Source organism: Marinobacter iranensis, assembly GCF_029207565.1.
Lineage (GTDB): Bacteria > Pseudomonadota > Gammaproteobacteria > Pseudomonadales > Oleiphilaceae > Marinobacter > Marinobacter iranensis.
Genome location: NZ_JANCMW010000144.1, coordinates 1 through 273, shown reverse-complemented (window position 1 = coordinate 273; position 273 = coordinate 1). Strand labels below are relative to the sequence as shown.

The following is a 273-nucleotide window of genomic DNA, read 5'->3' as shown; positions in this document are numbered from 1 at the left end:
ATATCGGCCGGCGTCGCGCTCACGCTGGTGCCGATGCTCTCGGGCCGCTGGCTGCGACGCGAATCGGAGGAACACCTGATCGCCCCGGTCCGCTGGTCGCTCGACGCGTTCGACCGGGTAGCGCACGGCTATGCCCAGGGCCTGGCCTGGGTGCTCGAGCGCCAGCGGCTGGTGCTGCTGCTGTTCGCCGGCACGCTGGCGCTCACCGCGCTGCTCGCCTTCGCCATTCCCAAGGGACTGTTCCCCGAACAGGATACCGGGCAACTCCAGGCA

The 273-nt window shown here is 70.0% G+C and carries 1 protein-coding gene; it reads left to right on the top strand.

The annotated features are described in order from the left end of the window. A partial coding sequence (locus tag NLU14_RS21805; RefSeq protein ID WP_275710551.1) for an efflux RND transporter permease subunit occupies positions 1-273 on the top strand: 273 nt, incomplete at both ends.